Origin of the sequence: Bacillus sp. AFS029533, from assembly GCF_002585125.1 — a bacterium.
In the GTDB taxonomy this organism is placed as follows: Bacteria; Bacillota; Bacilli; order Bacillales; family Bacillaceae_G; genus Gottfriedia; species Gottfriedia luciferensis_B.
This window is the reverse complement of sequence record NZ_NUQC01000021.1, coordinates 19,632-33,357: the sequence shown is the minus strand read 5'-3', so window position 1 is coordinate 33,357 and position 13,726 is coordinate 19,632. Positions and strand designations below refer to the sequence as shown.

The following is a 13,726-nucleotide window of genomic DNA, read 5'->3' as shown; positions in this document are numbered from 1 at the left end:
GAATTTCATCATGGCAACAGAATATGATTTAGTCGTACTCGGTGGCGGTACAGGCGGCTATGTAGCTGCTATTCGTGCTTCTCAATTAGGATTAAAAGTAGCGGTAGTAGAAAAAAACAAACTAGGTGGAACTTGCTTACATGCAGGCTGTATCCCAAGTAAAGCATTATTACGTAGTGCAGAAGTTTTTTCAACTGCTAAGAAAAGTGAAGAGTTTGGTGTTGAAACATCAGGCGTAACATTAAACTTTAGCAAAGTACAACAAAGAAAAGAAAATATCGTTGCCGGGCTTCATAAAGGTGTTGAACACTTAATGAAACAAGGGAAAATTGATGTATACAATGGTTTAGGACGTATTTTAGGACCTTCAATCTTTTCTCCAATGCCAGGAACAATTTCAGTAGAAATGAATGATGGTAGCGAGAACGAAATGCTAATTCCAAAGAACGTATTAGTTGCAACTGGTTCAAGACCAAAGTCTTTACCTGGATTAACTATTGATGGTGAGCATGTAATGTCATCTGACGAGGCGTTAAAAATGGAGACACTTCCTGAGTCAATTATTATCGTTGGTGGCGGTGTAATCGGTATTGAGTGGGCTTCAATGTTAGCAGATTTTGGTGTTGAGGTAACAGTAATCGAGTACAGTAAAACTATTTTACCTTTAGAAGACGAAGAAATTTCTAAAGAAATGACTAGATTATTAAAGAAAAAAGGGATTAAATTAGTTACTGATGCAAAAGTTTTAGCTGAAACTTTAGTAATCGATAATGGCGTTAGAATTAATGCGCTTCATAAAGATACAGAGAAATCTTTCACTGCTGAAAAAATGTTAGTATCTGTTGGCCGTCAAGCGAATGTTGAAGGAATCGGATTAGAAAATACTGACATCGTAGTTGAAAATGGTTTTATTCAAACAAATGCCAATTACCAAACTAAAGAATCACATATTTATGCGATTGGTGATGTTATTGGTGGTTTACAATTAGCACATGTTGCTTCAAGAGAAGGTACAATTGCAGTTGAGCATATTGTAGGAAATTCACCTCTTCCATTAGATCCAACAATGGTTAGTAAGTGTGTTTATAGTAATCCAGAAGTTGCATCTGTTGGCTTAACTGAGCGTGAAGCAAAAGAAAAAGGTTATAAAGTTAAAAAAGGAAAATTCTCATTCCGTGCAATTGGTAAAGCTTTAGTTTACGGTGAGCAAGATGGATTTGTTAAAATAATTGTTGATGAAGAGACGAATGATCTTCTTGGTGTTCATATGATTGGACCTCATGTAACGGATATGATCTCAGAAGCAGGTTTAGCACGAGTATTAGATGCAACTGCATGGGAAATTTCTCATACAATTCATCCACATCCTTCATTATCTGAAGCTATTGGTGAAGCAGCACTTGCTGTAGAAGGATTAGCAATTCACTCTTAATTTAAAAAATTGAAATGTAGAGAGCAAATCTCTACATTTCATCACTATAATGATTTAAAACGCTTCCACACATGTATGTGGTAAAAGGGGGATATTTATGGAAAAGGTTACAACTTCAAACCGTCATGAACAGCTTGGTCTATCAAATGATGACGTTCTTAGTATGTATGAAACAATGCTAATGGCACGTCGTATTGATGAGCGTATGTGGTTATTAAATCGTGCTGGTAAAATTCCGTTCGTTATTTCTTGTCAAGGTCAAGAAGCAGCTCAAGTTGGATCAGCGTATGCATTAGACAATACAAAAGATTACGTATTACCATATTACCGTGATATGGGTGTAGTTTTACAATTTGGAATGACAGCAAAAGAATTAATGCTTTCTGGTTTTGCAAAAGCAGAAGATCCAAACTCTGGTGGACGTCAAATGCCAGGTCATTTTGGTCAAAAGAAAAATCGTATCGTTACTGGTTCATCTCCAGTTACAACTCAAGTACCTCACGCTGTAGGTGTATCTCTAGCTGCAAAAATGGAAGGTAAAGATATTGTCTCTTGGGTTTCATTTGGTGAAGGTTCTTCCAACCAAGGTGATTTCCATGAAGGCGCAAACTTTGCTGGTGTACATAAGTTACCAGTAATTTTCATGTGTGAAAATAACAAATATGCGATCTCAGTACCGATTGAGAAGCAATTAGCATGTGAAAAAGTATCTGATCGTGCAATTGGATACGGCATGCCTGGTTTCACTGTTGATGGAAATGATCCTTTAGAAGTTTATCGTGTAACAAAAGAAGCAGTTGACCGTGCTCGTCGTGGAGAAGGTCCAACATTAATCGAAGCTGTATCTTATCGATTAACTGCACACTCTAGTGATGATGATGATCGTATCTACCGTTCTCGTGAAGAAGTAGAAGAAGCAAAAAGCAAAGATTGCTTATTTACATTTGCTAAATACCTTCATGAAGTTGGTGTGTTAACAGAAGAATTAGAAAAAGAAATCGATACAAAAATTCGTGCGATTGTTGATGAAGCAACTGACTACGCAGAAAACGCTCCATATGCAGCAGCTGAGCATGCATTGAAGTTTGTTTACGAAGAATAAGAGGGGGTAGGACAATATGGCAGTAATGTCTTATATAGATGCAGTAACTTTAGCGTTAAAAGAGGAAATGGAACGCGATCCAAAGGTATTTGTATTAGGGGAAGACGTTGGATTAAAAGGTGGAGTATTTAAAGCGACTCATGGTCTATATGATCAATTTGGTGAGGATCGTGTATTAGATACACCACTTGCAGAATCTGCAATTGCGGGTGTTGGTATTGGTGCTGCAATGTACGGACTTAGACCAGTAGCTGAAATGCAATTTGCTGATTTCATTATGCCTGCAGTAAACCAAATTATTTCTGAGGCATCAAGAATTCGTTATCGTTCAAACAATGACTGGACTTGTCCTATTACGATTCGTGCTCCTTATGGAGGCGGTGTACACGGTGCACTTTATCACTCTCAATCTGTTGAGAAGGTATTTGCAGGTCAACCAGGTTTAAAAATTGTAATGCCTTCAACTCCTTATGATGTTAAAGGATTATTAAAAGCAGCAATTCGTGATAATGACCCAGTAATTTTCTTTGAGCATAAACGTGCTTATCGTTTAATTAAAGGTGAAGTACCTGAAACTGACTATGTACTTCCAATTGGAAAAGCTGATGTAAAACGTGAAGGTGAAGATATCACAATCATCACTTACGGATTATGTGTACATTTTGCTCTTCAAGCTGCTGAAAAATTAGCTCAAGATGGTATTTCTGTACATGTTTTAGACTTACGTACAATTTATCCATTAGATAAAGAATCTATTATCGAAGCTGCTTCTAAAACAGGAAAAGTTTTATTAGTAACTGAAGATAATAAAGAAGGAAGTATCATGAGTGAAGTTGCAGCTATTATTGCTGAAAATTGCTTATTTGAATTAGATGCGCCAATCGCACGCCTTGCTGGCCCTGATGTTCCGGCAATGCCTTATTCTCCTACAATGGAAAAATTCTTCATGGTTAATCCAGATAAAGTAGAAAAAGCGGCTAGAGAACTTGCAGCATTTTAATGGCACTGTTTGAAAAAGGGGGACATAATGATGATCGAAAATATTAAAATGCCTCAATTAGGTGAAAGTGTAACTGAGGGTACAATCAGTACTTGGTTAGTAAAAGTAGGAGATCGTGTAAATAAATACGATCCACTTGCTGAAGTTATGACAGATAAAGTTAATGCTGAAGTACCATCTTCATTTTCTGGTGTGATTAAAGAATTAATCGCAAATGAAGGGGAAACTTTAGCTGTTGGTGAAATCATTTGTACGATTGAAGTTGAAGGAGCTGCTGGTGAAGTAGCTGCTACTACAATCGAAGAAACTAAACCAGTTGAAAAAGCTGCACCTGTAGCACCAGCACAAACTCCTGTAGCTGCTGCACCGGTTCAAACTATTGCTAAAACTGATGAGTCTGGTAAAGTACGTTATTCTCCAGCTGTACTTCGTTTAGCACAAGAAAATAATCTTGATCTTTCATTAATTCCTGGTTCAGGAAATAATGGTCGAGTTACTCGAAAAGACGTTTTAAATGCAATCGCAAATGGTGTACCTCAAGCGGCACCAGCACCTGTAGCAGTTGAAACTCCTGCTCAACCAGTTGCAGCACAAACTGCTCCTGCTGCTCAAGTAGCAAAAGCACCTGCTGCAGCACCTGCACCTGTTATCCCAACAGCAGTTGGTGATATTGAAATTCCAGTTACAGGTGTACGTAAAGCAATTGCTTCAAATATGTTACGTAGTAAACATGAAGCTCCACATGCTTGGATGATGATCGAAGTAGATGTTACAAACTTAGTTAATTACAGAAACAGCCTTAAAGATTCTTTCAAGAAAAAAGAAGGTTTCTCTTTAACATTCTTCGCATTCTTTGTTAAAGCTGTAGCGCAAGCACTTAAAGAATACCCAATGATTAATTCAATGTGGGCTGGAGACAAAATCATCCAAAAGAAAGATATTAACTTATCGATCGCTGTTGCAACAGACGATGCATTATTTGTTCCAGTTATTAAAAATGCTGATGAGAAAACAATCAAAGGTATCGCACGTGAAATTACTGAATTAGCTACAAAAGTTCGTACTGGTAAATTAAAATCAGACGAAATGCAAGGTGGCACATTCACAGTAAATAACACTGGATCATTTGGTAGTGTTCAAAGTGCGGGTATCATTAACTACCCACAAGCTGCAATTTTACAAATTGAAAGCATCGTAAAACGTCCAGCTGTTGTAAACGGAATGATTGGTGTTCGCGATATGGTTAACCTATGCTTATCACTTGATCACCGTGTACTAGACGGCTTCATTTGTGGTAAATTCTTAGGAAGAGTAAAAGAAATCCTAGAAAATACAACAAAAGAAAATACGAACGTATATTAATTTATAAATGAAAGAGGTTGTCTTAAGGGCGACCTCTTTTTTTATGATCTTTTGTATAATGTGAAAATAAAAATCGTTGTGCGAGGTGCAAAAAAAAATTCTAGATGCAAAAAAAATAGGGGAACTGCAAATAATGTCAAGGTGCAAATAAAAATAGGGAATCTGCAAATAAAGTCAAGGTGCAAATAAAAATAGGGAATCTGCAATTAAAATAAGTAAAACTGCAAATAAAATTACCAAAACCGCAATTAAAATTACCAAAACCGCAATTAAATCCGTTGCTATCACAAATAAAATGAGAAATTACCCATACCGGTTGGAGTATTTTAACTTAATAATAGTAAAAAATTGACCCATTTATTTAGAAAACTAGCAAGTTTATTCTAAATTCTTTCTCCTATGAACAAAAATAGTCTTGAATTACGCTAAAATCTATAAAAATGGCCACATAAAATTATTTAAAAAGAAAAACACCACCGAGATACCCCCTCAACTATGTTCAAAGTAATTAACACAGTTATTTTTTCAATAATAAAAGGAGTAGATGTGAGTCTTCTATCCCTAACTTAAAAATAACCCTTTGTTAGTGATTTGTGATAAAATTTAATAGTCATAAAATTCAGTATTTTTTTAAAAGGAGTGGAATTCATGCTAGTTGAACAAAATGGCTATTACATATCCACGAATAAAGAATTATTAAACAGAGAAGTTATTTATAACTTTTTAGACAAAGATTCATATTGGGCAAATGAAATTCCTTATGAATATATTGATCGATTTATTAAAGGTTCATTCTGTTTTGGTGTTTACAAGGGTAATCCAGAAGAAAGTGATCCAACCCAAGTAGGCTTCGCAAGAGTAGTATCAGATGGCGTCACATTTGCTTATTTAGCAGACGTATTTATTCTCCCAGAATATCGTAAACAAGGCTTATCAAAATGGTTAATGGAAGTAATCATGGGTTATGAAAAACTCTCAACTGTGCGAACATTCATGCTTAAAACAAGGGACGCTCACAACTTATATCGCAAGTACGGCTTTGAAGTGATTGATAATAGTAAAAACCGATTCATGGCTATATTAAAAGACAATCTCTATCGAAATTTGAAAAAAATTAAGGAGTAGCATGCTATTCCTTTTCTCTTTAACCCATTTTTCCTACATGCTATACTATTTTCCTTTACTTAACCTCCAGTTTACATTTTGCCCCATAAACTAAAACCTTTACAAACTGTAACATTTGTAAGATAATTTACAAATATGTGACATCTTAGAGAAATAGGGGGGATAAGATGTTTAAAAATTTATCTGCCGTACATCCTGTTGCTTGGAATATCGTTATTGGAACTTTATTCGTTAGATTTGCTAGCACAGTAAGTATGCCGTTTTTAGCTATTTATTTAACTTCAGTTAAACATATCTCACCTGCAATGGTTGGGCTTATGTTAACAGTTTCAGCTTTTTTAGGGGTGTTTTTCAGTTTTATTGGAGGAACTCTTTCTGATCGTATTGGAAGGAAAACTATTTTATTATCGAGTATTTTTTTATGGTCTATTACATTAGTTGGTTTTGGACTAGGAAATTCATTTGCCTGGTTTTTTGTGCTGAACTCGATCTTAAATATTTGTTCATCATTTTTCGAACCTTCTTCAAGGGCATTACTTTCTGATTTAACCGACGAGAAATCAAAACTGTTAGTGTTTAATTTGCGGTATGCCGCTATTAATGTTGGGGTTGCAGTAGGTCCTTTAGTTGGTTTATATCTAGGAAGCTCAAAAAGCACATTGCCATTTGTATTATCTGGAATTGTGTACTTTTTTTATGGTTTAACATTATTATTTATGTTATCTAAGTATAAAATTGGAGAAGGAAAGTCTGCTTCGACAAACAAAGTTTCGATGAAGGCATCGTTTTCAATTTTACGTAAGGATATTATCTTTGCTTTAACGATTTTAACAATCTGTTTCTATGGTCTTGGTTATTCACAAAGCTTTTCAACAATGTCTCAATATTTTGCGAATGCACCACAGTTTCATAATGGCGTTAAACTGTATGCATATTTAACTACAATCAATGCAGTAACTGTAGTAATACTTCAATTTCCAATTGTAAGTAGAATGAAGAATTTTTCACCTACTGTATCTATGATGATTGGTAATGTAATTGTTAGTTTAGCTGTCGCTGGATTTGGGTTATTTACTAATTTTTTCTTATTAGCAATCGTAATGATTGTGTTAACTGTAGGAGAAATATTTGCATTTACATTTACAGATGTATTTGTCGATCAGCTTGCTCCTGAAGAATTAAAGGGAACTTATTTCGGAGCAATGGGATTCTCAAAACTCGGTTTCGTTTTCGGTCCAGCGCTTGGTGGAAGTTTATTAGCTTACTTCGGGTATGAAAATGGCGGCCGTGGATTTGTTATTATTAGTGCAATCGCTTTTATCAGTTTTCCAATGATGTTTTTTGTAAATAGACTTTTTCAAAAAAGAAAAGTAGTCAAGGTTGAATCGGATACAAAGTTAACTGTTAATTCTTAAAAGAACGCTTTTAAAGCGTTCTTTTTTGTTTCTACTACTATTCTCTGTGTTAAACTCAAAGAAGACTATATACACTGGCATATTCCTTTTATTTTTTTCAGCTTCTTATCAATAACAAGCGTAATATTTGTTTTGTTTTCTTTTTTATTATTGGTTTTCGGTATTGGAGAAAGTTAACAATTAACAATTAGAGTTTTTTCATTTCATACTAATAAAGTATGCTTTCGTTCTTTTCCTCATATATTGTATAAACAAGCGATATGGAGGGAGAGATATGGACGAACTTCTTTTTGATCAGCTTAAGTTATTAAGTTGGGACTGTGTAATATTAGAAGGTGCTAGTGAGCAAGAAGAAGAGCTAATGAAAAATGTTTTATCCACATTACATTCAATCGGATTAAAAAATAAAATTGATGCAAAAGTTTTATTTATTGCAGGAGATGTGGAAAAGATTGATCAGTTTGTCATAAAAAATCCATTCGTAACTGTCATACGAGTTGTCGAAGAATTAAATGAAGATTACCAATACGCCATATCTACTTTAGCTCATTTACCGAATGTAATCGTAGAGTTAGTGAATGATTAATCAAGGTATTTTAAAATTCACGTGAAATAATATAACTAGCAGGTTCAAAAGCTTGAATTAATAGCCGCTAAATTGGTAAGATGAAAAAAAGCATGTAAGGAGTAGATGAAATGAATATGAATTTTAATTTTTTTATGAATGATGTTGTCCATACTGCACGTCAAGAAATCGTAGCGGCTGGTTATGCAGAGTTAAAAACACCTGAGGAAGTAGAACAAGCATTAGAAAAGAAAGGTACTACACTTGTAATGGTAAACTCAGTATGTGGTTGTGCTGGTGGTATTGCTCGTCCTGCAGCAGCACATTCAGTGCACTACGATACAAGACCTGACCAATTAGTTACTGTGTTTGCAGGACAAGATAAAGAGGCTACAGCGAAAGCTCGTGAATATTTTACTGGTAAAGCACCTTCATCTCCGTCATTTGCACTTTTAAAAGACGGTGAACTTGTAGCGATGGTTGAGCGTCATGAAATAGAAGGCCATGATCCAATGCAAGTTATTCAAAAACTTCAAAATTACTTCGATCAATTTTGTGAAGAAATTTAAATAAAAAAGTACAAAAATTTATNNATAAATTTTTGTACTTTTTTTGTGCATAATATTATTATTATGTAAACTGGAGTTTAAATAAAGCGTTTTAGTTAATTATTTTGTAAATAAAATAAAAGATAAAAAAGAAAGATAATGCAGCTAATGAGCATGTGAAAATTAATAATAATAATGCATCCTTATATGCCGTTTCATCATATTTTACTCGAAAAGCGAAGGATTCTAATTTATGTTTTTTTAATTTTCTATATTGGTTTATATCGATAATATTTGATTGATCCACAACACACCTCTCCTTTGTAGTACTAATATATTAATTAAATTTTAAAATATTCTAAATAATTAGTAAAGTTGTTTTGTAAACAAATTAATAGCAAATTATGCCATAATTAATAGGAATAAAATTTACTAATATGCTTGAAAGGTAAGTGGGAATTTGTGAAATATACTTTATGTTTTATCAAACGAAATGATGAACTATTAATGTTAAATCGTATAAATGCTCCTACAATGGGAATTTGGAATGGTGTTGGTGGAAAAATAGAAAAAGGGGAAACAATCGAAAGATCCGTTCAAAGAGAGATTGCAGAAGAAACTGGAATTCAGCTTGAGTTGAGAGATATAACATATAAAGGTAAAGTGACTTGGCATGAAGAAAATGTGGATTTCGGGGGTATGTATGTATTTCTGGCTAAGGTTTCTAATGGCTTAAAATATGATACGCCTTTAAAAACAGATGAAGGAATTTTAGATTGGAAAAAAATTGATTGGGTAATAGATGAAAAAAATCAAGGAGTAGGAGAGTGTATTCCTTATTTTCTTCCAATACTATTAAAAAACGAGCGAAATCATCATTATTCCTTTTATTATAAGGAAAATAAGGTTATTGATGTAGTAATAGAAGAAGAAGTTTTAATATAATAAAATAATTTATAAATGAATAATGTAATCATTTTTATGAAAATACCATTTCCACAATGGTATTTTTTTTATGAATAAGTATGAAAACGCTTAAATTTGGGGGAATTAAAGTGTTTGGTCATGAAGAATGTAGTAATTTGCGAGATTTGTCGAAAACTTTTTGAAAGATTTGAAAAAGTCTAATAATAAGACTCTCATTCACTCGATTGAATAAATATATAAACATAATGAATATTAATAAAAAAATTTTTTATATAATATCACTGTAAAATTAAGCTATATCTAATTTTTTTGTCGAAATGCTGAAAAAACTAGTTGCATATTTATTAGTATGTGTTAAAATTCATTTTGTAGAATAATTATTCATTCGAAAAAAATGGTTGTTTAATAGAATACTAAAAAAGATAATAGAAATAAGAAGTTTGAATTTTACAAAAATTAGGGGGAAGCATTAATGAAAAAATTAGTCGGAGTTTTAGCTGCATCAGCATTATCAATTGGAATGTTATCTGCTTGTAACAAGTCAGATGATAAAACCTTAATCTTAGGAACAAGTGCGGATTATAAGCCTTATGAATTTATTGACACAAAGAATGACAAAATAGTCGGATTTGATGTTGATTTAGCTAAAGCGCTTGGTAAAAAAACTGGATACACAATTAAAGTAAAAGACATTGATTTTAACTCATTAATTACTGCGATGAATGCAGATAAAGTAGATTTTATTATGGCAGGTATGAAAAAGACACCTGAACGTGCGAAAAATGCAGATTTCACTGAGCCATATTTTACAGATCAAAATGAAATAGTTGTAAATAAAGATTCAAATATTAAAAGTGTTGAAGATTTAAAAGGAAAAACAGTCGGTGTACAAGCTGGTTCAATTCAAGAGACAAAAGCAATTGAAGTTTCTAAAAAGGTTGGATTTAAAGTTGAAAACCGTAACCGTATTCCTGAGATGGTAGAAGAATTAAAAGCTGGAAGATTTGATGCTGTTGTGATCGAACAATCTGTAGCTAGTGGCTATCTAAATAAATTACCTGAAATGCAAGGTGAATTAATGCAAGATTTCTTTGAACAATCTGGTTCGGCAGTAGCTCTTCCAAAAGGAAGTAAATTAACACCTAAATTTGAAAAAGCGTTAAAAGAATTAAAAGAAGATGGAACTGTTGATAAATTAGTTAAAAAATGGTTCGGTGAATTGAAGTAATCCGTAAGATTTAAATCGTAAAAAGATAAACCTTAAGGGGATGACGGAAAATATAGAAATGATAAGTTTTTGTTGTAAACAGGGGAGGAATTATTGATGGAGAGAGATTGGAGTCACTTATTAGAAAAAATGCCTTTACGTCTTGCACCAAGCATGGCAAAGGATCATCCAAACTTACCAGTTGTAAAGGAAGAAGGCTGTTACTACTATGGTGTAGATGGTAAAGAGTACTTAGACTTTACATCTGGCATTGCTACTACAAATGTTGGACATCGTCATCCAAAAGTAGTACAGGCAATTAAAGATGGCGCAGATTCTTTAGCACATGGTCCATCGGGGGTTATTATTTACGAATCGATTTTAAAGCTAGCAGATGAGTTGGCTGAAATTCTTCCTGGTAACTTAGATACTTTCTTTTTTGGTAATAGTGGAACTGAAGCGATTGAAGGTGCTATTAAGCTAGCTAAACATGCTACTAAGCGTCCATATATTGTTTCATTTATTGGTTGTTTCCATGGCCGTTCTATGGGAGCATTAAGCGTTACGACTTCAAAAAGTAAGTATCGAAAATTTTTACAACCAACAGGATCATATCAAATACCTTATGCAAATGTTTCAGAATGCCCTGAAGGTTATGATGAAGAACAATATGTAGTAGAGCAATTAGAAAAAGATTTTAAACGTTTATTTAATCATCAAGTAACACCAGAAGAAGTAGCTGCAGTTATTGTAGAGCCAGTTCTAGGTGAAGGTGGATATGTAGTACCACCTAAAGCATGGTTAAAGAAAATACGAGAAATCTGTGATAAAAATAATATTTTACTAATTTTTGATGAAGTTCAAACTGGATTTGGCCGTACAGGAAATTGGTTTGCTGCACATACTTTTGATGTAACGCCAGATATTATGGCAATAGCAAAAGGGATTGCAAATGGTATTCCTTTAAGTGCTACTGTAGCATCAAATGAACTAATGAAACAGTGGCCACTAGGTAGTCATGGAACAACATTTGGAGGTAATCCAATCGCTTGTTCAGCTGCATTGGCTGTTTTGGAAATTATAAAAGAAGAAAAGCTTTTAGAAAATACGAGAGAAGTTGGAGCTTACGCAGTAGAAAAACTGAATGCATTAAAAGAAAAGCATCCGGTAATTGGGAGCATTCGCTCAATTGGTTTAATGATCGGCATTGAAATCATTAATCCAGCAACAAAAGAACCAAACGGTGATGGATTATTTAAAATTCTTGATCTTGCTTTGGAAAAAGGTGTTTTATTCTACTTCTGTGGTAATAACAGTGAAGTAATTCGAATGATTCCACCATTAACAGTTACGAAGAATCAAATCGATGATGGGTTAGCAATCTTAGATGAAGCATTAACAGAATATGAGCAATCCATTGGATATGAATTATATGAAACAAAGGGCATTGGTTTCTAAACCAGTGCTCTTTATCTAAACAGACTTTGTCGAATGAACTTTGCAATTTAAAAGACAAATAGTAAAGGAGTACTACAATATGAACTTAGATTTTTCTCAAATTGTCCCTTCAATTCCATATATATTGGCCGGATTAAAATTAACACTATTAGTAGTTGTTTGTTCAATTTTATTAGGTCTTGTTTTAGCAATTTTACTTGCATTAATGAAAATTAGCCGTGCAAAATGGTTAGTTGTAATAGCTGATTTTTATACTTCCATTTTTCGTGGAACACCGATGGTTTTGCAATTAATGATCATTTATTATGGTTTACCACAATTAATTGGATTCGATATCGAAAAGTTTCCAGCAGCGGTATTAGCTTTTGGTTTGAATTCAGGAGCTTATGTATCAGAGATTATCCGTGCAGGTATACTAGCAGTAGATAAAGGTCAACAAGAAGCTGCTTCAGCTTTAGGAATCCCTTACCGTAAAATGATGTCAAAAATAATTTTACCTCAAGCATTTAAAAATATTTTACCAGCATTGATGAATGAGTTTATTACGTTAACGAAGGAATCAGCAATGGTAACAGTAATTGGTGCATCTGATTTAATGAGAAGAGCTTTCTTAGTAGGTGGAGAGACTTATTCATTTATGGAGCCACTTATTTTTGTAGCTGCAATCTATTACATTATCATTATGATCCTATCACTTCTAGGTAAATCTGTTGAAAGGAGAATGCGTACAAATGATTAAAATTACTAATTTAAATAAAAGCTTTGGTAATGTTCATGTATTAAAAGGAATAACGACTACAATCGAGCAAGGATCTGTTGTTGCTGTAATAGGCCCATCTGGTTCTGGAAAGTCTACATTTTTACGTTGTATGAATTTATTAGAAACTCCTTCAAATGGTGAAATTTGGATGGATGAAATTGAAGTAACGAATCCTAAATGTAATATAATGAAAATTCGTGAAGATGTAGGTATGGTATTCCAGCATTTTCATTTGTTCCCACATATGACAGTTTTAGAAAATATTACGTATGCTCCGATTAATGTAAAAGGTATGAGTAAAACTAAGGCAGAGGAAAATGCAAAGGCACTACTTGAAAAAGTTGGACTTCTTGAAAAAGCAAACGTATATCCTCCTAAACTTTCAGGTGGTCAAAAACAACGTGTCGCTATAGCAAGAGCACTTGCAATGGAACCTAAAGTAATGCTATTTGATGAACCAACTTCAGCTTTAGATCCAGAGATGGTAAAAGAAGTACTTGAAGTAATGAAATCATTAGCACATACTGGTATGACAATGGTCATCGTGACACATGAAATGGGTTTTGCAAAGGAAGTTGCAGATCGAATTCTATTCTTAGACGAAGGAAATCTAGTTGAGGATGCAACTCCGATCGAATTATTCACAAAACCAAAAACAAATCGTGCAAAGCTATTCCTTGAGAAAGTTTTATAAGTTATTAATCACTTAAATGTGAAGAATCCCTACTTTTCATCTGAAAAGAGGGATTTTTTTATTGACAAAAAATTCATTGAATTACTTAAAAAATGTCAAAATATGTTTTAGATTTGTAAGTCAGCGGTTGT

Annotated in this window: 14 protein-coding genes; 13 read left to right on the top strand and 1 reads right to left on the bottom strand. The window is 33.6% G+C overall.

Annotation, left to right across the window (positions count from 1 at the left end; translation table 11 throughout):
* Positions 1–10: 10 nt before the first annotated feature.
* The 8 genes from lpdA (at position 11) to COE53_RS11120 (ending at position 8,570) form a co-directional block, all read left to right on the top strand.
* Positions 11–1,432: a dihydrolipoyl dehydrogenase gene (gene lpdA / locus COE53_RS11155; protein ID WP_069034058.1), complete on the top strand. Its 1,422-nt coding sequence runs from the start codon at positions 11–13 to the stop codon at positions 1,430–1,432.
* A 97-nt stretch (positions 1,433–1,529) separates the two neighbouring features.
* A complete protein-coding gene (locus COE53_RS11150; RefSeq protein WP_069034057.1) occupies positions 1,530–2,534 on the top strand; it encodes a thiamine pyrophosphate-dependent dehydrogenase E1 component subunit alpha in 1,005 nt (334 codons plus the stop codon).
* A 16-nt stretch (positions 2,535–2,550) separates the two neighbouring features.
* Entirely contained in the window at positions 2,551–3,534 is a 984-nt protein-coding gene (locus COE53_RS11145) for an alpha-ketoacid dehydrogenase subunit beta (RefSeq protein WP_025671106.1), read from the top strand.
* A gap of 27 nt (positions 3,535–3,561) precedes the next feature.
* Positions 3,562–4,896 carry a dihydrolipoamide acetyltransferase family protein gene (locus COE53_RS11140; protein ID WP_098948054.1) on the top strand — a complete coding sequence of 445 codons (1,335 nt, stop codon included), beginning with the start codon at positions 3,562–3,564 and terminating at the stop codon, positions 4,894–4,896.
* Between the two features lie 648 nt (positions 4,897–5,544).
* A complete protein-coding gene (locus COE53_RS11135) occupies positions 5,545–6,021 on the top strand; it encodes a GNAT family N-acetyltransferase (protein ID WP_069034055.1) in 477 nt (158 codons plus the stop codon).
* 167 nt (positions 6,022–6,188) lie between these two features.
* Entirely contained in the window at positions 6,189–7,436 is a 1,248-nt protein-coding gene (locus COE53_RS11130; RefSeq protein WP_091024374.1) for an MDR family MFS transporter, read from the top strand.
* A 274-nt stretch (positions 7,437–7,710) separates the two neighbouring features.
* Positions 7,711–8,022, top strand: a complete 312-nt coding sequence (locus COE53_RS11125; protein WP_098948053.1) for a hypothetical protein — start codon at positions 7,711–7,713, stop codon at positions 8,020–8,022.
* A 110-nt stretch (positions 8,023–8,132) separates the two neighbouring features.
* Positions 8,133–8,570, top strand: a complete 438-nt coding sequence (locus COE53_RS11120; RefSeq protein WP_025671100.1) for a BrxA/BrxB family bacilliredoxin — start codon at positions 8,133–8,135, stop codon at positions 8,568–8,570.
* Between the two features lie 91 nt (positions 8,571–8,661).
* On the opposite strand, the gene COE53_RS11115 is transcribed toward COE53_RS11120, so the two are convergent.
* The gene (locus COE53_RS11115; RefSeq protein ID WP_091024372.1) at positions 8,662–8,856 is read right to left on the bottom strand and encodes a hypothetical protein; all 195 of its coding nucleotides are present in this window, start codon (positions 8,854–8,856) and stop codon (positions 8,662–8,664) included.
* 155 nt (positions 8,857–9,011) lie between these two features.
* On the opposite strand from COE53_RS11115, the gene COE53_RS11110 reads away from it, so the two are divergent.
* The 5 genes from COE53_RS11110 (at position 9,012) to COE53_RS11090 (ending at position 13,595) form a co-directional block, all read left to right on the top strand.
* A complete protein-coding gene (locus tag COE53_RS11110; protein WP_286162565.1) occupies positions 9,012–9,494 on the top strand; it encodes an NUDIX hydrolase in 483 nt (160 codons plus the stop codon).
* A 454-nt stretch (positions 9,495–9,948) separates the two neighbouring features.
* The gene (locus tag COE53_RS11105) at positions 9,949–10,704 is read left to right on the top strand and encodes a transporter substrate-binding domain-containing protein (protein WP_098948052.1); all 756 of its coding nucleotides are present in this window, start codon (positions 9,949–9,951) and stop codon (positions 10,702–10,704) included.
* A gap of 96 nt (positions 10,705–10,800) precedes the next feature.
* On the top strand, positions 10,801–12,141 hold the full coding sequence (locus tag COE53_RS11100) for an aspartate aminotransferase family protein (RefSeq protein WP_084006908.1): 1,341 nt from the start codon (positions 10,801–10,803) through the stop codon (positions 12,139–12,141).
* A 79-nt stretch (positions 12,142–12,220) separates the two neighbouring features.
* Positions 12,221–12,880, top strand: coding sequence for an amino acid ABC transporter permease (locus COE53_RS11095; RefSeq protein WP_069034049.1), 660 nt, complete (start codon positions 12,221–12,223; stop codon positions 12,878–12,880).
* The gene (locus COE53_RS11090) at positions 12,873–13,595 is read left to right on the top strand and encodes an amino acid ABC transporter ATP-binding protein (protein WP_069034048.1); all 723 of its coding nucleotides are present in this window, start codon (positions 12,873–12,875) and stop codon (positions 13,593–13,595) included. Before COE53_RS11095 ends, COE53_RS11090 begins: the two co-directional genes overlap by 8 nt.
* Positions 13,596–13,726 lie beyond the last annotated feature (131 nt).

What these genes read in the sequence shown, in the direction of transcription:
- COE53_RS11140 (WP_098948054.1), top strand. Translation starts at nt 3,562, where the DNA reads ATGATGATCGAAAATATTAAAATGCCTCAATTAGGTGAAAGTGTAACT.
- COE53_RS11125 (WP_098948053.1), top strand. Translation starts at nt 7,711, where the DNA reads ATGGACGAACTTCTTTTTGATCAGCTTAAGTTATTAAGTTGGGACTGT.
- COE53_RS11100 (WP_084006908.1), top strand. Translation starts at nt 10,801, where the DNA reads ATGGAGAGAGATTGGAGTCACTTATTAGAAAAAATGCCTTTACGTCTT.
- COE53_RS11105 (WP_098948052.1), top strand. Translation starts at nt 9,949, where the DNA reads ATGAAAAAATTAGTCGGAGTTTTAGCTGCATCAGCATTATCAATTGGA.
- COE53_RS11130 (WP_091024374.1), top strand. Translation starts at nt 6,189, where the DNA reads ATGTTTAAAAATTTATCTGCCGTACATCCTGTTGCTTGGAATATCGTT.
- lpdA (WP_069034058.1), top strand. Translation starts at nt 11, where the DNA reads ATGGCAACAGAATATGATTTAGTCGTACTCGGTGGCGGTACAGGCGGC.
- COE53_RS11150 (WP_069034057.1), top strand. Translation starts at nt 1,530, where the DNA reads ATGGAAAAGGTTACAACTTCAAACCGTCATGAACAGCTTGGTCTATCA.
- COE53_RS11145 (WP_025671106.1), top strand. Translation starts at nt 2,551, where the DNA reads ATGGCAGTAATGTCTTATATAGATGCAGTAACTTTAGCGTTAAAAGAG.
- COE53_RS11135 (WP_069034055.1), top strand. Translation starts at nt 5,545, where the DNA reads ATGCTAGTTGAACAAAATGGCTATTACATATCCACGAATAAAGAATTA.
- COE53_RS11120 (WP_025671100.1), top strand. Translation starts at nt 8,133, where the DNA reads ATGAATATGAATTTTAATTTTTTTATGAATGATGTTGTCCATACTGCA.
- COE53_RS11095 (WP_069034049.1), top strand. Translation starts at nt 12,221, where the DNA reads ATGAACTTAGATTTTTCTCAAATTGTCCCTTCAATTCCATATATATTG.
- COE53_RS11090 (WP_069034048.1), top strand. Translation starts at nt 12,873, where the DNA reads ATGATTAAAATTACTAATTTAAATAAAAGCTTTGGTAATGTTCATGTA.